The organism is Pseudomonas sp. GL-RE-29, assembly GCF_019947275.1.
GTDB lineage: Bacteria > Pseudomonadota > Gammaproteobacteria > Pseudomonadales > Pseudomonadaceae > Aquipseudomonas > Aquipseudomonas fluorescens_A.
In genome coordinates this window covers 98,153-112,083 of sequence record NZ_JAGYGD010000018.1, presented here as the reverse complement: position 1 = coordinate 112,083, position 13,931 = coordinate 98,153, and the positions used below count along the sequence as shown (strand labels likewise).

Annotated in this window: 9 protein-coding genes; 5 read left to right on the top strand and 4 right to left on the bottom strand. The window is 60.6% G+C overall.

Going from position 1 to position 13,931, the window contains the following annotated elements; genetic code table 11:
- Positions 1-8 precede the first annotated feature (8 nt).
- The 3 genes from KGB21_RS16525 (at position 9) to KGB21_RS16515 (ending at position 3,436) form a co-directional block, all read left to right on the top strand.
- A complete protein-coding gene (locus KGB21_RS16525) occupies positions 9-662 on the top strand; it encodes an ABC transporter permease (RefSeq protein WP_223505835.1) in 654 nt (217 codons plus the stop codon).
- A complete protein-coding gene (locus KGB21_RS16520; RefSeq protein ID WP_223505832.1) occupies positions 659-1,816 on the top strand; it encodes a betaine/proline/choline family ABC transporter ATP-binding protein in 1,158 nt (385 codons plus the stop codon). The genes KGB21_RS16525 and KGB21_RS16520 overlap by 4 nt, the downstream gene beginning before the upstream one ends.
- A 456-nt stretch (positions 1,817-2,272) precedes the next feature.
- The gene (locus tag KGB21_RS16515; RefSeq protein ID WP_034148313.1) at positions 2,273-3,436 is read left to right on the top strand and encodes a type III PLP-dependent enzyme; all 1,164 of its coding nucleotides are present in this window, start codon (positions 2,273-2,275) and stop codon (positions 3,434-3,436) included.
- 250 nt (positions 3,437-3,686) lie between these two features.
- On the opposite strand, the gene KGB21_RS16510 is transcribed toward KGB21_RS16515, so the two are convergent.
- Positions 3,687-4,445, bottom strand: coding sequence for a tetratricopeptide repeat protein (locus KGB21_RS16510; RefSeq protein ID WP_223505830.1), 759 nt, complete (start codon positions 4,443-4,445; stop codon positions 3,687-3,689).
- Positions 4,442-5,122 carry a Fe2+-dependent dioxygenase gene (locus KGB21_RS16505; RefSeq protein WP_223505828.1) on the bottom strand — a complete coding sequence of 227 codons (681 nt, stop codon included), beginning with the start codon at positions 5,120-5,122 and terminating at the stop codon, positions 4,442-4,444. The genes KGB21_RS16510 and KGB21_RS16505 overlap by 4 nt, the downstream gene beginning before the upstream one ends.
- A gap of 207 nt (positions 5,123-5,329) precedes the next feature.
- On the opposite strand from KGB21_RS16505, the gene KGB21_RS16500 reads away from it, so the two are divergent.
- Positions 5,330-7,660: a TonB-dependent receptor gene (locus tag KGB21_RS16500; RefSeq protein ID WP_223505826.1), complete on the top strand. Its 2,331-nt coding sequence runs from the start codon at positions 5,330-5,332 to the stop codon at positions 7,658-7,660.
- A gap of 222 nt (positions 7,661-7,882) precedes the next feature.
- On the top strand, positions 7,883-10,411 hold the full coding sequence (locus KGB21_RS16495) for a PepSY domain-containing protein (protein ID WP_223505825.1): 2,529 nt from the start codon (positions 7,883-7,885) through the stop codon (positions 10,409-10,411).
- Between the two features lie 112 nt (positions 10,412-10,523).
- On the opposite strand, the gene KGB21_RS16490 is transcribed toward KGB21_RS16495, so the two are convergent.
- Complete coding sequence (locus KGB21_RS16490) at positions 10,524-12,065, bottom strand: alkaline phosphatase D family protein (RefSeq protein ID WP_223505823.1); 1,542 nt, start codon at positions 12,063-12,065, stop codon at positions 10,524-10,526.
- 120 nt (positions 12,066-12,185) lie between these two features.
- On the bottom strand, positions 12,186-13,925 hold the full coding sequence (locus tag KGB21_RS16485) for a PTS fructose-like transporter subunit IIB (protein WP_223505821.1): 1,740 nt from the start codon (positions 13,923-13,925) through the stop codon (positions 12,186-12,188).
- Positions 13,926-13,931 lie beyond the last annotated feature (6 nt).

Below are 13,931 nucleotides of genomic sequence, written 5' to 3'. Positions count from 1 at the left end.
GAAAAGTCATGGAATTTCTCAACGCCTTTTCCCACCTCGACTGGCAGCAGGTGATGCACCTGACTTGGCAGCACATCACCCTGGTCGGCATCGCGGTGACGCTGGCGATTGTGGTCGGCGTGCCGCTGGGCATCCTGATGACGCGCTTTCCGACCCTCGCCGGCCCCTTGCAGGCCAGCGCCACGGTGCTGCTGACCGTGCCATCGATTGCGCTGTTCGGCCTGCTGCTGCCGTTCTATTCCAAGTTCGGTCAGGGCCTTGGCCCCATGCCGGCGATCACCGCTGTGTTCCTCTACTCGCTGCTGCCGATCATGCGTAACACCTACCTCGCGTTGACCGGCGTCGAACCGGGCATACGCGAAGCCGCACGCGGCATCGGCATGACCTTCGGCCAGCGCCTGCGCATGGTCGAACTGCCCATCGCCGTGCCGGTGATCCTCGCCGGTGTGCGCACCGCCGTGGTGATGAACATCGGCGTCATGACCATCGCCGCGACCATCGGCGCCGGTGGTCTGGGCGTGCTCATCCTCGCTTCCATCAGCCGCAGCGACATGTCGATGCTGATCGTCGGCGCCGTGCTGGTCAGTCTTCTGGCCATCTTCGCTGACCTGCTTCTGCAATGGCTGCAACGTTCGCTGACTCCAAAAGGACTGCTCAAATGATCGAACTTCAAAACCTCAGCAAGACCTTCCAAAGCAACGGCAAAGATGTGAAAGCCGTGGACTCGGTGAGCCTGACCGTCAATGAAGGCGAAATCTGCGTGTTCCTCGGGCCATCGGGTTGCGGCAAAAGCACCACGCTGAAAATGATCAACCGCCTGATCAAGCCGACCTCGGGCAAGATCCTGATCAACGGCGAAGACACCACCGGCCTCGACGAAGTGACCCTGCGGCGCAACATCGGTTATGTGATCCAGCAGATCGGCCTGTTCCCGAACATGACCATCGAGGAAAACATCACCGTGGTCCCGCGCCTGCTGGGCTGGGACAAACAGAAATGCCACGACCGCGCCCGCGAGTTGATGAGCATGATCAAGCTTGAGCCCAAGCAATATCTGCATCGTTATCCGCGGGAATTGTCCGGTGGCCAGCAGCAACGGATCGGCGTGATTCGGGCGCTGGCAGCGGATGCACCGCTGCTGTTGATGGACGAACCGTTCGGCGCGGTCGACCCGATCAACCGCGAGATGATCCAGAACGAGTTCTTCGAGATGCAGCGCGCATTGAACAAGACCGTGATCATGGTCAGCCACGACATCGACGAAGCGATCAAGCTCGGCGACAAGATCGCTATCTTCCGTGCCGGCAAACTGCTGCAGATCGACCATCCAGACACCTTGCTCGCGCATCCGGCGGACGACTTTGTCAGTAACTTCGTCGGCCAGGACAGCACGTTGAAACGCCTGTTGCTGGTGAAGGCCGAAGACGCAGCGGACAACGCGCCGTCCGTCAGTCCGGAAACCCCGGTAGCCGATGCTTTGGAATTGATGGATGAGCATGACCGTCGTTATGTAGTGGTCACCGACGCTGATAACAAGGCGCAGGGTTATGTGCGACGTCGCGATCTGCACCGTCAGACCGGCACTTGCGGCCAGTACCTGCGTGAGTTCAACGCCACGGCGGCGTATGACGAGCATTTGCGCATCCTGTTGTCGCGGATGTACGAGTTCAATCGCTCGTGGTTGCCGGTGATGGATGCGGAGCGGGTGTTTTTGGGTGAGGTGACGCAGGAGTCGATTGCCGAGTATCTGAGTTCGGGCAAGTCCCGAGGCGGCAAGACCAGTATCGTTTCGCCTGCCGAGATTGCCGTCGCCTGACCTGCCCCTGTGGCGAGGGAGCTTGCTCCCGCTCGGTTGCGCAGCAGCCGCAAATTTGGGGCCGCTACGCGGCCCAGCGGGAGCAAGCTCCCTCGCCACAAAGGCAACACAAATCCCTCTGAAACTCTCCATCCGGGGAACATCACACCGTCACACAGGTCGGTTACATCAGTAGCTGTCAGGGACCGCACGACGGAAGCGTGCAAAAACGCGACATTTTTTGTTGATCTCAAGCCCCTCACGCCCTAAAGTTCGCGCCGAACGTCCATGCTGGAAACGATCCATCCGGCTCAAGTACTGACGACGAGACAGCAAGGCCAAGGGAAAGCTGCACTTCCCATGGCCTTTTTGCTTTCGGCGACATGCCTTGGGAAGTAGGCGAACCAAAGTGGGGATACGGAGGACGTTCATTTGCACCCATTGATTATTAACGTTTGCCAGTAGGAGCTCCCAGGTATGTCGATCCAGGTCGAAGACTATTTCGCGCGTGAAACCTTCCAGAAAATGAAGGCGTTCGCCGACAAGCAAGAAACCCCGTTCGTGGTGATCGACACCGCGATGATCAGCCAGGCCTATGACGACCTGCGCGCCGGTTTCGAATTCGCCAAGGTCTACTACGCGGTCAAGGCCAACCCGGCCGTGGAAATTATCGACCTGCTCAAAGAGAAAGGCTCGAGCTTCGACATCGCCTCGATCTACGAGCTGGACAAAGTGCTGGGCCGCGGCGTCAGCGCCGACCGGATCAGCTACGGCAACACCATCAAGAAATCCAAGGACATCCGCTACTTTTACGAGAAGGGCGTGCGCCTGTATGCCACCGACTCCGAAGCCGACCTGCGCAACATCGCCAAGGCTGCGCCGGGCGCGAAAGTCTACGTACGCATCCTGACCGAAGGCTCGACCACCGCTGACTGGCCGTTGTCGCGCAAATTCGGCTGCCAGACCGACATGGCCATGGACCTGCTGATCCTCGCTCGCGACCTGGGCCTGGTGCCGTACGGCATCTCGTTCCACGTGGGTTCGCAGCAGCGCGACATCAGCGTCTGGGACGCGGCGATCGCCAAGGTCAAAGTGATTTTCGAGCGTCTGAAAGAAGAAGACGGCATCGAGCTGAAACTGATCAACATGGGCGGTGGCTTCCCGGCCAACTACATCACCCGTACCAACAGCCTGGAAACCTACGCTGAAGAAATCATCCGTTTCCTCAAGGAAGACTTCGGTGACGACTTGCCGGAAATCATCCTGGAGCCAGGCCGTTCGTTGATCGCCAACGCCGGCATCCTGGTCAGTGAAGTGGTGCTGGTCGCGCGTAAATCCCGTACCGCCGTTGAGCGTTGGGTGTACACGGATGTGGGCAAGTTCTCCGGCCTGATCGAAACCATGGACGAAGCCATCAAGTTCCCGATCTGGACCGAAAAGAAAGGCGAGATGGAAGAAGTGGTCATCGCCGGCCCAACCTGCGACAGCGCCGACATCATGTACGAAAACTACAAGTACGGCCTGCCACTGAACCTGGCCATCGGTGATCGCCTGTACTGGCTGTCGACCGGTGCGTACACCACCAGCTACAGCGCGGTTGAGTTCAATGGCTTCCCGCCGCTGAAGTCGTTCTACGTGTAAGAGCAGCCACAAGCTGCAAGTAAAAAGCCCATGACGAGTCATGGGCTTTTTTGTGGCTGATTACAATCCTGTAGGAGCCGGCTTGCTGGCGATCAACGGTCACGCGGTGTAACTGGTTGACCGGAGCGCCTGGATCGCCAGCAAGCCGGCTCCTACAGAAGTTCGAATGCCTGTACACCATCCCCCTGTAGGCGCTGCCGCAGGCTGCGATCTTTTGATCTTGCTTTTAAAAGATCGCAGCCTGCGGCCGCTACAGGGTCGACGTGAGTTCGGTGCAGCGGCGGCGGTAATCGTTCGCCAGCATTTGAATGCGTGGGTCGGTGGCGCTCTTTAGCGCCTCGCTCGCCACCCGCAGGAAATTAAGATTTCCGGCGACCAACGCCTTGCGCAGCCAGTCCAACGCGCCATCGACATTGCCTTCATCAGCCAACACCGCCGCAAAACTGAACTGCCCACGAAAGTCCCCACCCTCGGCGGAACGCCGATACCAGTCACGGGCGGCTGCCGGATCTGCCGGGCAAACGCGCCCTTCTTCCAGATATCGCCCCAGCAGGTTCATCGATTTCGCATGGCCCATGTCGGCGGCCTGTTGATAAAAACTCAATGCCTTGAGCTGATCCTCAACCACTCCGCGCCCGGTCGCCAACAGGTTGGCGTAGTTGTACATCGCCCAATCCAGCCCAGCCTCGGCTGCAACCTGATAATGCCGAGCGGCCAGCGCAGCATCAGCCTCGCATCCCCACCCATGCTCATGGCAACGCCCGAGCATGTTGCGCGCCATCAAATGCCCGCGCCGCGCCGCGATGTCGAACCAGCGCACCGCCAGCGGCTGATCCTGAGCGATGCCCTGCCCGTCCAGCAGAATCTGCCCGAGTAGCGCCTGCGCATCGAGAACGTCTTCGCGCGCGGCCATCAAAATGGCCTGGGCAGCACGGGCCGGGCTTTCTTCGAGCATGGATTTGAGCGCATCGCCGTCAAGGACTTCCTCGCGACGCAAATGAAAACTCATACCTCGACCCAGCGGCGCAACAGATTGTGATAGGTGCCCGTCAGGCGGATCAGCGAAGGGTGATCCGGCACATCCTGCGTCAGTTGCCGGATCGCGCCGTCCATCTCGAACAGCAAGGCGCGCTGACTGTCTTCGCGCACCAGGCTTTGGGTCCAGAAAAACGAGGCGTAGCGCGTCCCGCGAGTGACCGCGTTGACCTTGTGCAAACTGGTGCCGGGGTAAAGAACCATGTCACCGGCCGGCAGCTTCACGCGCTGGGTGCCGTAGGTGTCCTGGATTTCCAGCTCACCGCCGTCGTAATCCTCCGGCTCACTGAAAAACAAGGTGGCCGACAGATCGGTGCGCACCCGCTCCATGCTGCCCTTGGGCTGACGCACGGCGTTGTCGATGTGGAAGTCGAAACTGCCGCCGGCCGTGTAACAGTTCAGCAGCGGTGGAAAGACTTTGTGAGGTAAGGCCGCTGACATGAACTGCGGATTTTTCCACAACCGTTCCAGCATGGCCGCGCCAATCTCCTTGGCCAGCGGATGACCTTCGGGCAATTGCAGATTGTGCTTGGCCTTGGCCGACTGATAACCGGCGGTGATCTTGCCATCGGCCCAATCGGCCTGCTCCAGAGCCTCGCGAATGCGCTGCACTTCTTCTTTATCGAACAAGCCGGGGATGTGCAGCAGCATGGCAGAGACACCTGGGAGCAAAGGGGTGCCAATGGTATTGATTCTTATTGACTGTGTAAAACCCACGGGACGAACGAAACAGCAAAAACCGTAAGGTTAAATTGTAAAGATTGTAAATTCAGTGCGAATAGTAATGTTTCGCAATTGATACGAATACGTGTTTACCCTATATTCCGCGGCCTCAAATCCTTGGGGAGGGGAATTAAAATGTCACGCCAACAAGCACAATTACCTGTCAGTTCACCGCGTTTGCTCGCTTCTGCAATTGGCGTGGCGATCACTGCCGGCTCCGCGGGCCACATGGTTTTCGCGGCTGAAAAGACCGACGAAAAAGCACCGAGCAACACCATCTCCCTCGGTGCCACTGCCATCACCGGCGAAGCTCAGGACGAAACCTCGTACAACGTCGAAAAAGCGTCCTCTCCCAAGTACACCGCACCGCTGGTCGACACACCACGCTCCGTCACCGTTATCCCGCAGCAAGTGCTCAAAGACACTGGCGCGATGAACATGCAGGACGCGCTGCGTACTGTTCCCGGCATCACCTTCGGTGCCGGTGAAGGCGGTAACCCGCAGGGCGACCGTCCATTCATTCGCGGCTTCGATGCCCAGGGCGACACCTACCTCGACGGCGTGCGCGATACCGGTTCGCAAAGCCGCGAAATCTTCGCCGTTGAATCGATCGAAGTCAGCAAGGGCCCGAACTCGGCCATCGGCGGCCGCGGCGCAGCTGGCGGCAGCATCAACCTGGTGAGCAAAAAAGCGCACCTGGGCAATTCGTTCGACGGCGGCTTTACCTGGGGCTCCGATCAGACCCAGCGTTACACCCTGGATGGCAACTATCAGTTCACTGACACCGCCGCTGGCCGTCTGAACCTGATGAGCCACGAGAGCAACGTCGCCGGGCGTGACAGCGTCGATTACGATCGCTGGGGCATTGCGCCATCGCTGGCCTTCGGCCTGGGCACAGATACCCGCGTCAACCTCGACTACTACCATCTGGAAAGTAACGACACGCCGGACTCGGGCATTCCGTATTCGATACCGACCGCTGGCTCCGCTGCCCGTACCAAGTCCAACCCGGACAAACCAGACGACGGCGGCGACAGCAGCAACTTCTACGGTCTCGATGGCCGCGATTTCCGCAAGGGCCGCACCGATACCGCGACCATCGCCATCGAGCACGACCTGAGCGACGCGCTGACCATCAAGAACACCCTGCGTCATGGCAACAGCATGCAGGACTACATCCTGACCCAGCCGGACGACAGCAAGGGCAACGTCAACAATGGCAGCGTCTGGCGCCGGCCCAACAGCCGTGTCAGCAACACCGAGACCACCACCAACCAGACCGACCTGTTTGGTGACGTGTACATCGCCGGCTTCAAGAACAGCTTCGCCACCGGTATCGAGTTGAGCCGTGAGGAAAGCCAGAAATCCTCGTACACCGTCAACTCCGACACCACTCCACTGACGACGGTGCCGGCTTCGAGCACCAACTGCACCCCGGCGATGATCGGCGCGCCAAGCGGCTACAACTGCACCTCGTTGTCCAACCCGACCCCGAGCGATCCATGGAACGGTGCCATCTCGCGCAACTATGCCGGCACCGACACCACGGGCAAAACCTACGCGCTCTACGTGTTCGACACCCTGACGCTGTCCGAGCAGTGGCTGGTGAACATGGGCCTGCGCTACGACCATTTCGACACCGACTACAAAACCTACAACGCAGCCGGCACCACCACCGCCAAGGGCGATGATGTCAGCGAGTTCGTGACCGGTCAGTTCGGTGTGGTCTACAAGCCGGCGGAAAACGGCAGCATCTATGCGTCCTACGCAACCTCGGCAACGCCACCGGGCGCTACCCTCGGCGAAGGCCAGGATGGCAACCCGCTGGGCGGCACCCCTGATCGCAGCGGCAACCTGCTGAGCAGCGACATGGAGCCGGAAACCACCAAGAACTACGAAATCGGCACCAAGTGGGATCTGCTGAACGATCGCCTGTCGCTGACGGCAGACATCTTCCGCACCGAGAAAGACAACGCTCGTGTGCAAACCAACACCACCACCTACGAAAACGTCGGCAAAACCCGCGTGCAAGGTTTCGAACTGTCGGCCACCGGCAAGCTCACCGACAAATGGCAGGTATTCGCCGGTTACGCCTACATGGACAGCGAGCAAGTGGATGGCGGCGACCTGCCGGCCAACAAAGCCAACGATGGCAACGAACTGCCGAACACACCGAAAAACAGCGCCAGCCTGTGGACGACTTACCAGGTCACGCCGAAGCTGACCATCGGCGGTGGCGCGTTCTATGTCGACGACGTGTTCGGTAGCGCGGCCAACACCACCATGGTTGATTCCTACGTTCGTTACGATGCGATGGCCGCCTACAAGCTGACCAAAAACGTCGACCTGCAACTAAACGTACAGAACCTGACCGACGAAACCTACTACGACAAAGCCTTCTCGACTCACTTCGCCAACCAGGCGGCGGGCCGTACTGCCTTGCTGAGCACCAACTTCCACTTCTGATGACACAAGCGTGAACACAAACCTGTAGGAGCTGCCGCAGGCTGCGATCTTTTGATCTTGCTTTTAAAAGATCAAAAGATCGCAGCCTGCGGCAGCTCCTACAGAGGTAGGCCCCGTTCATCCAGGTGAATGGGGCTTTTGTGTGTAAACAGAATGTTTCTCGACAACCCACGGCATAATGCGCGCCGTGATGACCACTTTTGAACGAACAAGGCGAGCGACGTGTTGAAGAAAACCCTGTTCCAGTTGCACTGGTTTTTTGGCATCAGCGCCGGACTGGTCCTGGCCCTGATGGGCATCACCGGGGCGACGGTATCGTTTCAGGATGAGATCCTGTACGCCCTGAACCCTTCGGTGTTGCAGGTCGAGAAACAGGTCGCCGGTGTTTTGCCGCCTGCCGAACTGGTGGAGAAAATCGAAGCGGCCACGGGCAAAAAAGTGGCGATGCTCTCGGTCGGCATCGACAGCGACATTGCCGCCAAAGTGTTCTTCACCCCGCCACCGGGCGAGCGGCGCGGGCAGATGCGTTTCTTCGACCCGTACACCGCTGAACTCATGGGCGACGCCACCGGCCAGGGCTTCTTCGGCTTTATGCTGCAACTGCACCGCTTCCTCGCCATGGGCGATACCGGTCGACAAATCACCGGTGCGTGCACGCTGATCCTGGTGTTTTTCTGCCTGTCGGGCCTGTACCTGCGCTGGCCGCGCCAGTGGAAAAGCTGGCGTGCCTGGCTGACCCTCGACTGGAAGAAAAAAGGTCGCAGCTTCAATTGGGATCTGCACTCGGTCGCCGGCACCTGGTGCCTGGTGTTCTACCTCCTGGCGGCACTGACCGGGCTGTCCTGGTCCTACGAGTGGTACAACAAAGGCCTGACCCGATTGCTCTCCGATTCGCCGCAGAACGAGCGCGTTCGCGGCGGTCGAGGCCCTGCGCCAAGTGGTCCGGCACCGACCGTCGATTACTCGGCGATGTGGAGCAGCATCTACAGCGCCGCCGGTCCCGACCTGAGTTTCTACAACACCCGCATGCCTGCGGTGGCCGGACAACCGGCGACCGTTTTCTACCTGCTCAAAGATTCGCCCCACGACCGCGCGCTGAACCAGCTCACCCTCGATCCCGCCACCGGCGCGATCAAGCGTCACGATCGCTACAGCGACAAGAGCTTCAAGGCGCAGTTGTTGACCAGCATCTATGCGCTGCACGTCGGCAGCTACTTCGGCATCGTCGGGCGGATTGTCCTGACCATCAGCGCCCTGACCATGCCGCTGTTTTTCATCACTGGCTGGTTGCTTTATCTTGATCGTCGGCGCAAAAAACGCCAGATCAAGGACGCCCGCCAAGGCCTCGCCCAAGCGGGCAGCGACGCCCCGGCGTGGCTGATCGGTTTCGCCAGCCAGAGCGGCTTTGCCGAACAACTGGCGTGGCAAACCGCCGGTCAGTTGCAGGCGGCCGGCCTGCCGGTGAAAGTGCAGGCACTGGCGACGGTCAGCGAGCAGGACCTGCGTGATTCGAACAACGCGCTATTCGTAGTCAGCACTTTCGGCGACGGTGAAGCACCGGACAGCGCCCGTGGTTTTGAACGCAAGGTATTGGGTCGCGCGCTGAGCCTGGAAAGCCTGAACTACGCCGTACTCGGCCTCGGTGATCGGCAGTATCAACACTTCTGCGGTTTCGCCCGGCGCTTGCACACCTGGCTCGGCGAGCACGGCGGCAAGACCTTGTTCGCCCCGGTGGAAGTCGACAGCGGTGACCCTTACGCCTTGCGTCACTGGCAGCAACAACTCGGCCAGTTGACCGGGCAGATGCCGGCGGACACCTGGCAAGCACCAAGCTACGACAACTGGATCCTGGCACATCGAGAGCTACTCAACCCGGACAGCAGCGGTTCGCCGGTGTACTTGCTGAGCCTCAAGGCGCCGACCACCAGCAGTTGGCTGGCCGGCGACCTGGTGGAAGTGTTGCCACGCAATTGCCCATGGGCCATCGAACATTTCCTCGATGGCCTGGGGATTGATGGCCGGGCGACGATTGAATTCGATGGCCTGTCGCAACCGCTGGAACAAGCCCTCGCCAGCCGCCAATTGCCGGAGAACCGCGCGCACCTGGTCGGCCTGCATGCCCAGGCGCTGGCGGAGGCGCTGGTGCCGTTGGCCACGCGTGAATACTCGATTGCCTCGATTGCCGCCGACGGTGTCCTGGAACTGATCGTGCGCCAGGAACTGCACCCCGATGGCAGCCTCGGGATCGGTTCCGGCTGGCTGACCGAACACGCGCCAGTGGGCGGCACCATCAGCCTGCGCGTACGGCGCAACAGCGGTTTCCACCTGCCGACCGAGCCGGTGCCGATGATCCTGCTGGGCAACGGTACCGGTCTGGCCGGGCTGCGCAGTTTGCTCAAGGCGCGGATTGCCGATGGCCAACAGCGTCAATGGCTGTTGTTCGGCGAACGTAATCGCGAGCATGACTACCTGTGTCGAGATGAGCTGGAAGAGTGGTTGATTTCGGGTGACCTGGAACGTCTGGACCTGGCGTTCTCGCGGGATCAGGCCGAGAAGATCTACGTCCAGGATCGCCTGCGCGAATCGGCCGATGAGCTGAAAAAATGGCTGGCGGACGGCGCGGTGATTTACATCTGCGGCAGCCTTCAGGGGATGGCCGCAGGCGTGGATCAAGTGCTCAACGACGTACTGGGCGCCGCCGAAGTCCAGCGCCTGATCGAACAGGGCCGCTACCGCCGCGACGTCTACTGACCCACCCCGCCTCTGTAGGAGCTGCCGCAGGCTGCGATCTTTTGATCTTGATCTTTCAAAAATCAAAATCAAAAGATCGCAGCCTTCGGCAGCTCCTACAGGGGATGTGTGGTCAGGCTGGCTGCAAATTTTGCTCGAACACCGCCACCCCATCCAGATCTCGCAACACCACGCTCAACTCCCCTGTCTGGCCATCGATGTTCACCTCGCCAAAAAACTGAAACCCGGCAAACGGCGACATGTTCTGCACGGGTGGTGCTTTCTCGAACACCACTTCAGGGCCAAAGGTTTTATCCAGTTTGTCCGGGCCGAAACTCCCGGCATTCAGCGGCCCCGCGACGAACTCCCAGAACGGTTCAAAGTCCTGAAACGCGGCGCGGTCCGGGTGGTAATGATGCGCCGCGCAATAATGCACATCCGCCGTCAGCCAGAGGAAATTGCGCACCTGATGCGCCCGCAGAAAACCCAACAACTCGGCGATTTCCAGCTCACGCCCCTGCGCCGGTCCCGGGTCGCCATTGGCCACCGATTCCCAGCGCATCAAGCCGGGGCTGACCTGACCATCCGGTGCACCAAGGCCGATCGGCATGTCAGCGACGATGACTTTCCATTGGGCATTCGAGCCTTTCAACGAAGCCTTCAACCAATCCAGTTGTTCACGACCCAGGAAGGGTTTGGCGGCACCCAAGTTGTCGTCGTTGGCCCCGCGATAACTGCGCATGTCGAGCACGAACACATCGAGCAATGGCCCATAACTGAGTTGACGATAAATCCGCTGACCAGCTTCGGCGCTCTGCCAACGCATCGGCGCATATTCAAGCCAGGCCTGACGTCCGCGCCGCACCAGGCTGTGGATATCTTTGTCGGTGTAGCGCGCATCCAGAGACGTGCCCGGCGACCAGTTATTCACCACTTCGTGGTCATCCCATAGCCAGACCTGCGGCACTTCGGCGTTGAAGCGGCGGACGTTTTCGTCCATCAGGTTGTAGCGGTAATTGCCCCGGTAATCGTCGAGGGTTTCGGCGACTTTGCTCTTGGCTTCGCTGGTGATGTTGCGCCACACGCGACCGCTTTCTGTGGTGAGTTGCGCCGGTATGGGACCGTCGGCGTAGATGCTGTCGCCGCAGTGGATAAAGAAGTCGGGCAGCCGCAAACGCATCGCGTCATAGATGCGCATGCCGCCGATGTCCGGATTGATGCCGAAGCCCTGGCCGGCAGTGTCACCGCTCCAGACGAAACGGATGTCGCGCCTCGTCTGCGGCACGCTGCGCAGATGGCCGAACCACGGCTCGCTGGTGACGCCGCTTTGGGCATCTTCGAACTGTACGCGATAGAAAATCGCCTGATCGGCGGGCAGCCCGCTGAGCTCGACCCGGGCGGTGAAATCGGAGCGGGCATCGGCCAGGGCCGAAACGAAGCGTCGGGGGTAGGGAAACAGACTGCGGGTGTCCCACTCCACCACCATGCGCGCCGGGCGATCGCTGCGGCTCCAGATGATCGCCCGATCGCCCAGCACGTCGCCGGACTGCACGCCATCGGTGAGTTGCGGACGATCCTTGATCGACGCAATCACCACCGGCGCCAGCCCCGGCAACAACAACCCGGCGCCCACCGCTTGCAAGACACGACGGCGGCCGAGGTCGAATTCGCTCATGGTGTTCTCCCTGAAAATGGAAAACATGACCTGAAGGTGACATCGGCCTTGTAGGAGCCGGCTTGCTGGCGATAGCGGTCACGAAATCGCCATCGCCAGCAAGCCGGCTCCTACAAGGGATTACGCGCTCACGGGCTCTACCGCCAACTCAACTGTCTCAGGCCGCTTCACCAGCGCATACACCACCGCCGTCAACAAACTCCCGGCGACAATCGCCAGCAAATACAGCAACGCATGGTTGATCGCATTCGGGATCGCCAACACGAACAAGCCACCGTGGGGCGCCATCAGCTTGCAGCCGAAATACATCGACAACGCACCGGTCAGCGCTCCGCCGGCGATGCTCGCCGGGATCACCCGCAGCGGGTCTTTCGCAGCAAACGGAATCGCCCCTTCCGAGATAAAGCACAAGCCCAACACCAGCGCCGCTTTACCGGCCTCGCGCTCAGTCTGGGCGAACTTGCGCCGGGCGATGAACGTGGCGATGCCGAGGCCAATCGGCGGCACCATGCCGGCCGCCATGGTCGCGGCCATCGGCGCATAACTCTGCGACGCCAGCAGCCCGACCGAGAACGCATACGCCGCCTTATTGATCGGCCCGCCGAGGTCGACGCACATCATCCCGCCCAGCAGCACGCCGAGCAGAATCGCGTTGGTGGTGCCCATGCTGTCGAGGAAATGCGTGAGCCCGGCAAGCATGCCCGCCACCGGTTTGCCGACCACGTAGATCATCACCAGGCCGGTGAACAGACTGGCCAGCAACGGGATGATCAGGATCGGTTTCAGCGCTTCAAGACTCTGCGGCAAACGCGCATATCGATTGATCGCCTGCGCCGCGTAACCGGCAATGAAACCGGCGATGATCCCGCCGATAAAACCGGCGCCCAACGTGCTCGCCAACAGACCGCCGATCATCCCCGGTGCGAGGCCCGGACGGTCGGCGATGGAGTAGGCGATGTACCCTGCCAGCAACGGCACCATCAGCTTGAACGCGGTCTCGCCGCCGATCTGCATCAGCGCCGCCGCCAGCGTCCCCTCTTCCTTGAACGCGGTGATGCCGAACACGAACGACAGCGCGATCATCAGGCCGCCAGCCACCACCATCGGCAACATGAAAGACACGCCGGTCAGCAGGTGTTTGTAGACGCCGGTTTTTTCTTTTTTGGCCGGACCTTTTGCGCCCGTGGACGCAGTTTCCTGGGTGCCTTCGGCCAGCGCTTTTTTCAGTGTTGCTTCAGATTGTTTGAGGGCAATGCCGGTGCCGCAACGGTAAATTTTCTTGCCGGCAAAACGCTCGGTGGCGACTTCGATATCGCAGGCCAGCAGCACCACCTCAGCCTCGGCAATCGCTTGCTCGCTCAGCGGATTGCGCGCACCGACCGAGCCCTGGGTTTCCACTTGCAGGTCGTAACCCAAACGCTTGGCCGCTTGCTGCAAGGCTTCGGCGGCCATGAAGGTATGGGCGACACCGGTCGGGCATGCGGTGATCGCCACCAGACGCGGGGCGTTTTGGGCGACGGTGATCGGTTCGGCAACGGCTTCAGGCGCGACATACACCTGAGCCTCTTGCGCCCCACGGCGCAGCACCGCTTCGACGTCCTGCAGGGCCTGCGCCGGAGTGCTCTGGAATACACGCTTGCCAACGAATCGCGACATATCCACCGGTGCGCTGGTCACCAGCAACACCCACTCCGCCGCGTCGATCGTGGCCGCCGACAATTGCTGCTCGGGATGCGCCGCATCGGTGATTTCGACACCGGTGCTCCAGCCCTGACGCTGGGCCGCTGCGTCGAGCAAACGGGCGCACAGCACACTGGTGACCATGCCATTCGGGCAGGCAGTAACAATGGCTAACTTCATGACCAA

Excerpts from the sequence above, each read along its gene's own strand:
- KGB21_RS16490 (WP_223505823.1), bottom strand. The coding sequence starts at position 12,065 with ATGAGCGAATTCGACCTCGGCCGCCGTCGTGTCTTGCAAGCGGTGGGC.
- KGB21_RS16525 (WP_223505835.1), top strand. The coding sequence starts at position 9 with ATGGAATTTCTCAACGCCTTTTCCCACCTCGACTGGCAGCAGGTGATG.
- KGB21_RS16485 (WP_223505821.1), bottom strand. The coding sequence starts at position 13,925 with ATGAAGTTAGCCATTGTTACTGCCTGCCCGAATGGCATGGTCACCAGT.
- KGB21_RS16510 (WP_223505830.1), bottom strand. The coding sequence starts at position 4,445 with ATGAGTTTTCATTTGCGTCGCGAGGAAGTCCTTGACGGCGATGCGCTC.
- KGB21_RS16505 (WP_223505828.1), bottom strand. The coding sequence starts at position 5,122 with ATGCTGCTGCACATCCCCGGCTTGTTCGATAAAGAAGAAGTGCAGCGC.
- KGB21_RS16520 (WP_223505832.1), top strand. The coding sequence starts at position 659 with ATGATCGAACTTCAAAACCTCAGCAAGACCTTCCAAAGCAACGGCAAA.
- KGB21_RS16500 (WP_223505826.1), top strand. The coding sequence starts at position 5,330 with ATGTCACGCCAACAAGCACAATTACCTGTCAGTTCACCGCGTTTGCTC.
- KGB21_RS16515 (WP_034148313.1), top strand. The coding sequence starts at position 2,273 with ATGTCGATCCAGGTCGAAGACTATTTCGCGCGTGAAACCTTCCAGAAA.